The 5,851-nt window shown below is 63.4% G+C and carries 4 protein-coding genes; 3 read left to right on the top strand and 1 reads right to left on the bottom strand.

Going from position 1 to position 5,851, the window contains the following annotated elements; genetic code table 11:
- Positions 1-481 precede the first annotated feature (481 nt).
- The 3 genes from VFP86_12575 (at position 482) to VFP86_12565 (ending at position 4,446) form a co-directional block, all read left to right on the top strand.
- On the top strand, positions 482-2,305 hold the full coding sequence (locus VFP86_12575; GenBank protein HET9000474.1) for a peptidoglycan DD-metalloendopeptidase family protein: 1,824 nt from the start codon (positions 482-484) through the stop codon (positions 2,303-2,305).
- A 631-nt stretch (positions 2,306-2,936) separates the two neighbouring features.
- Positions 2,937-3,323: a type II toxin-antitoxin system death-on-curing family toxin gene (locus tag VFP86_12570; GenBank protein HET9000473.1), complete on the top strand. Its 387-nt coding sequence runs from the start codon at positions 2,937-2,939 to the stop codon at positions 3,321-3,323.
- 175 nt (positions 3,324-3,498) lie between these two features.
- Positions 3,499-4,446: a hypothetical protein gene (locus tag VFP86_12565; GenBank protein HET9000472.1), complete on the top strand. Its 948-nt coding sequence runs from the start codon at positions 3,499-3,501 to the stop codon at positions 4,444-4,446.
- A 174-nt stretch (positions 4,447-4,620) separates the two neighbouring features.
- Here the strand turns inward: VFP86_12565 and VFP86_12560 are convergent, their stop codons facing one another.
- A complete protein-coding gene (locus tag VFP86_12560; protein HET9000471.1) occupies positions 4,621-5,115 on the bottom strand; it encodes a hypothetical protein in 495 nt (164 codons plus the stop codon).
- Between the last annotated feature and the right edge of the window lie 736 nt (positions 5,116-5,851).

Raw genomic sequence — 5,851 nt, 5'->3', positions numbered from 1 at the left:
GGCGGTTTGGCCGCGGCCGCTTTCCTCGCGAGCGCAATCCGCTTGCTGGACCGCTCGATTCGTTTCTGAAGATACTCCCGGACTGAGCTCACCCCGCTCGCCACAGGCTTCATTGACTCCTATCCTCCTCACCACGCTGATCACGCCAACATCGGTCTGACCCGAAAGTCGTGAGGGGCTTCAAGCCAGGGACCGGGAAGACCTTCACCGCGCCCGAGGTTTTCTACCTTAGGGACGACGAAGCGGATGGCCCGCGTGCGCTGGGCCAGACGCCGAGTTCCTTCAGTGTGCGAAAGAAGCTAATGACGTCATCCCGACTGAGCAGGCCGAGAATCTGACCGTCCGTCATTACGGGAGCTGCCGTACAGTGGAAATGCGCAGCTGGTTGAGAGCGTTGCGTCCTTTGGGATGAAACTACATTGAGGATACGTGCAGACCGGGACCGGTGAGAATGAACGGACAGTCGCGAGGAAAACGATCCTTGACGTGGCTGCTGTGGCCGCTTGTCGGCCTGGCGGTGTTGAGCCTGCCTGCCGCGGGCAGAGGGCCCCAGCCGGTTCATGTGCCGTCCGTTCGAGTCGAGGACCGTCCCGCCGCGACAGAGCTCGTGGAGGTCGCGGCTCAAAGCTCCGGGACGATCGCCAGAGTGCTGGCGGCCCCTCGTGAGCATGTGCCCGCCGGAACGCTCCTGGTGGAGCTGGATTCCACCGGCTACCGGGAGGCCCTGACGCGCGCACGCACCGCGGCCGGCGCCGCGCAGGGCCGCGTGTCCACGGCCAGGTCCGTGCTGACCGTCCGGGAACGCGCGGTCCGCGCCGCCGTTCGGGCAGCGCTGGCTACCGTCCCAAGCCTGCGGGTGGCGGCTCCACCTACCCGCGCCGGGGTCCAACCAAGCGACGACGGCATCGCCGTCGCGCTGGAGCACGCGCGCGCCCAGCTGGTCGCGGCACAAGCCGACGTCGTTCGGGCGGCGGAGGCAAAGCTGGCAACGACGCAGCGCGCGATGGAGCGCGACCAGACGTTGCTCGCGCAGGGCCTGATCTCGGCGCGGGAAGTACGCGACGACTCGGCCGTGTACCAATCGGCGCTTGACCAGGCCAAATCTGCCGCGGCATCGCTGCGGCGGGCACAGGCAGCGGGCCCGGGGAACGTCGGGCAGGGAACCCGGGGACAACCGGTGGGGCCCGCGGTTGAAGAAGCACGGCACGCGGTCGCCGCCGCGCAGGACAATCTGCAGGCGGCGCAGGCAGAACTGGCTGCGGCGCGGCAGACGGTCGACCGAGACAAGGCGCTGCTGACCGAAGGGGCGATTCCGGCCCAGCAGGTGAGCAGCGACCAACTCGCCTACGACGCCGCGAGCGCACGCGTCGCCGCGGCCGCGGCGTCGCTGCAGCAGGCCCAGGTCCAACTGGAGGCCGCACACCGGGCGCAGCAGCGGAACGACGCCGCGTCCCATTCCGCACCCGTCCGCCGGTGGGACGTCTTGCGCGCCGAAGGTCTGGTCCGCCAGGTCCAGGCCAGAATCCTCGAAGCGGAGCAGGCCGCCCGGCAGGTGGCCGCCGCCGAAGCCGACTTGGTGAACGCGGACACGGCCATCCGCGAGGCCGAACTCGATCTCGACCGCAGCCAGATCCGTGCGCCGATCGAGGGTTGGGTCACGACCAACATGGCGAGGCCCGGCGAGCACGTGCGATCCGGGCAGTTTCTGCTGCTGCTTTCGGCGCCGCGGCAGTCGGCGGAGCGCCTGCAGCAGCTGCGCGGGACGGTCCTGGATTCAGGGGCGAACCGCCAGGAGCGGTTGGGCCGGATCGCAGCAGAAGAACACGTCGCGCTAACACGGCTCGACGCGGAGTCCGAGCGGATCAGAACGATCATCCTCGGCGCGGCAGGCACAGAGCATATCGGACCGGTGCCGGCATTCCTCGGCGCTCTCCTGCGCCGTCCGGTGTGGGGCGAGATCACGTCGGGATATGGATGGCGGATCCATCCGATCTTCCAGACGCCGGAGTTCCACACCGGTATCGACATCGCCGCACCCTGGGGGACGCCCGTCGAGGCGCCGGCGGACGGCACGGTCATCTATGCCGGGCAGATGCCGGCGAACGGCATGCTCGTGATTTTGAATCACGGGAACGGCGTCTCCACGACCTACTCGCATCTTTCCTCGTATGCCGTGCGCGCGGGAGAACGCGTGCATAGGGGTCAGACGATCGCGCGGGTCGGGAGCTCGGGCTGGAGCACCGGCCCGCACCTGTTCTTCGAGGTGCGGGAGGGCGGGAGGCCGGTCAACCCGCTGGCGCGGTAGCGGCTTTCCCGATCAGACTGACGCCGCTGGCTTGATGGTCCCGCGGATCTGTTTCCAGATATCTTCAAGCTTGATTTGGCATCTGCCGTACCCTCAGGGGTGTGAAGAACTCTACGAGGTTCGGAAAGTCATCGAGCGCAAATACATTGGCATAACCAAGTCCGCTGCAGTATGGCCTTACGATTGAAGTCCATTAGAAAACTCAGCTCTTGGGCCCTCGGGTCATCCGGAGCTCGACGAGTGATTCGGCTTGTCGCCACTGTACTTCTCATTTCCACCGAGGACCATTGGGAGTGCGTTTTGAGCCTCATTCCCAAAGTTCACCTCAACCGAGGTGCTTGACCTGGGTAGATCACAGGTGATACATTGTTATCACAATGAGTAACGGAGAAATAGCCGCATGATTAAGCATCTAACGAAGCACGGGAATAGTCTCGCTCTCGTGATCGACCGTAGCGTCCTCGAGTTACTCAACATCCAGGCCGACACTCCTCTGTCGCTCACCACTGACGGCCGGAGTTTGGTGCTTACGCCTGCACGCGACACAAAGCGACGAGAATCATTTCGCAGGGCCGTGGAGACCGTGAACAGGCGGTACCATCGCGTGTTGAAACGCCTCGCGGACTAACTCGTGCCGCCGCTCTTCCTCGACCTGGAAGAAGCTCTTCTGATCCATGACGACCAGATAAAACGATACGGCGGTGCCGGAGGAATTCGCGATCTGAGCCTCCTTCAGTCGGCTCTTGCCATGCCGCAAGCAGGAAGCGGCACGGCATATTCTCACGTCGACCTTTTCGAGATGGCCGCAGCATATGTCTTCCATATTGTGAAGAACCATCCATTTCTGGATGGCAACAAGCGGACTGGAATCGTCGCCGCGCTCGTGTTCCTGGAGATGAATGGCGTTCGCGTCCGTGCGACGAATGAGGCCCTCTTCAATGCAGTGTTGGCTGTTGCCGCAGGGACCCTGCAGAAGAGTGGCATCGCGGAATTCTTCCGGAAGCACTCACGCGCCTAGCCTCGAGCGGGGAGCGGGAGATAATTCGAGCGATGGTTGCGCGAGTGTTTGGTGGATTCGTAATTTTGGCGAGTTGGCCCGCGGTGCGGTTTGTCGTCCAATCCTTTCGCGGTCGCCAGAGTTCAAAATCTCCGCCGCCTTCGCGACATGGTCGGCGCAGCGGGGGCTTAGCGCGATGGCGACTGAAGGTCTCCATGACGCGCTGGGAGCCGGCCGGACCGTCCGCACTGTAACGGGACTGCGCGCAACGAATCAGAATCTCGGCTGGATTGCCACGGAGTCTGGCATCTTCAGACGGCTGGGGCTTGAGGTTGTGTTCCCGAAGCTCGAGACCGGCGGGCCGGAGGCAGCTGCCGGGCTCATTCGAGGCGACTGGGAGTTCGCTGAGACTGGCAGTTCGCCGCTGATTCAAGGCGTCCTTGACGGCCATGACACCGTCATCCTCCTTACGCCGCAGGCACCGTCTCCGAGTGGAACCACAAGTATCCTAGCCCGCCCCGCGATTTCGGAGCCGAGTCAGCTCAACGGCATGCGCATTGGGGTCCTGACCGAGTCCGGGCAAACGACACTCTCTCTTCGTGTGGCGCTCCGGACCTGGGGTGTGACAGCAACCCCGATCCCCCTCGGCACCTTCGGGAAGATCTATGCGGCGCTAGGTTCCGGCGAGACGGACGCAGGCACCCTCCCGTTCGACTATCGGTTCCTGGGACCGCGAGAGTTTGGGTTGAACGTCATCGAGACACCAGGCACCGGGTTTTCCCCGGCCGCAGTGGGATGCACCCGTCGCTTCATCGTTGCGAACCGCTCTATGGTCACGCGGCTCGTTAGAGGATACGTCGAGGGGATCCACCTGTTCAAGACCAAGCCCGCCGACGTGATCCCATTGCTCCAGCGCTTCCTGGGCTTTCAGGACCGTGGCGCAGTCGAAGCCGCGTACGATTTCTATGCGCCGCGATTTCAGCCGCTGCCGCGCCCATCCGCGTCCGGGCTCCAGAAGCTTCTCCAGGAGTTGGCGGTAGACCGACCTGGCGAAGATGCTCCCTCGCTCGCCGCGGTCAGTGATGGGTCATTCCTCGACGAACTTGAACGAGACGGATTCGTGCGAGACCTCTACGCCGAATAAACTCCTAGGATCGCGTAGGATCGATTCCGTGAGAGCGGGGAGGCATCCAGATGCCCCCGGCGAGCCGACGACAAGGATGCGCGCGGCCGGTGGAAAGAAGAACAAGAACTCCAAGGAAGGGGGGGACGGCAAGAGCTATCCCAAGGGTTGACTCTCCACAGAACCGGGGCAACTTCAGGGGCCCGCAAACCGCGCTATGGACAAAATTTCCAACCGGAGTATGCAGTGCTCGATATCGAGGTCAGGCCACGCGATATAGGTGAGGCGAACTCTCAAGCCCGCCCGAATCGGTCCTCCGTGTGAGGTGGTGTTGTTGAAGCACCGCGTCACCGTAAAATCGGAGTAGCGAAACCGGACTCCCTTCACCTCGAACCATTCAAGCGTATGTCCGTGATGTGGCATCGGATGGAAGTTCTCCACCGGGCCTTCGACGACCGAGTAGCTGCCTGAGACCAGGGCATGCCGAATCGCGAGATGGTCGCGCACGAGCACACCGAGTGGCGTAGCCCAGATCACCGCGAACACAAGCCACATGAGCCAGGCAAACCACTGGCGCCTCGCGTACCGAAGGAGGAGAAACCCAATGAACAGATCCGCTGTTCCACCCGCAAGCCACAGGGAGAGCCAAAGAGACCACTTATGCGCTTCGTCGAATACCACGGCATTCATACCCACACGTACAATACCCTGATCCACCCCTCGACATGACCCACTGCGCTCAACGCCGCCCCCAGGGCTTGAAGGGCGCACTGAAGGGGAACAATTCAGGGGCTTGCTCGCCGAGCGCGAGCAGGCCCCTGTGTCTTAAGTCTGTAGCGGGGGCTTGCAATCCACGTTATACAGTTGGCCCCTCGTGACCTGGTCGGTATCCTAACGCAGCTATTTCAAGGGATTGAAACCTGCCTCGAACGTCTCGCCCAGCCACTCGAACTTAGCGTTCGCAGTCTTCCACCCCTCAAGACCTCCCCTGCCGCCAATATAGAAAGGTTGGGCAGGCGTCCCCTAATAGCAGCCCAAATGTGTTCGTCTCGCTCATTCGGTCTTACGCCGATGACCGTGAGACGTGATGGCCATTCCGCCCGCGGCGCCGCGTGCCCGGACGAACAGAACCTTCCATCGGGCTCCCGCCCAGACCCGTCAGCAGGGCTATGATCGCGAAGGTCGGCGTGGCGGCCAGGCACAGTCATTCGGCCAGGCCGAGGGCCGCCGTGGCGCCCTCGTCATCACGGCTCGCGCCGCCGGTCGAGTGGGCGGGATGGGCCTCGGTCAGGCTTTCTCCTCTGCCGCGCGCTTTCGGGCGGCTTCGTAAGGGTCGGTTATTATGTCGATCCACTTCGGGTCAGGCGAGGCCTCTGCGTCGTAGTTGTCGTGCCAGTTCCACCACTTGTACGGCGGGGTCTGGGGG

It is taken from the genome of bacterium, from assembly GCA_035703895.1.
Taxonomy (GTDB): domain Bacteria; phylum Sysuimicrobiota; class Sysuimicrobiia; order Sysuimicrobiales; family Segetimicrobiaceae; genus Segetimicrobium.
The sequence above is the reverse complement of the archived record's forward strand: the minus strand, read 5'-3'. Positions and strand labels throughout refer to the sequence as shown.

Bases quoted from the DNA above. Each gene is read 5' to 3' on its own strand.
- VFP86_12565 (HET9000472.1), top strand. From the start codon at position 3,499: ATGGCGACTGAAGGTCTCCATGACGCGCTGGGAGCCGGCCGGACCGTC.
- VFP86_12560 (HET9000471.1), bottom strand. From the start codon at position 5,115: ATGAATGCCGTGGTATTCGACGAAGCGCATAAGTGGTCTCTTTGGCTC.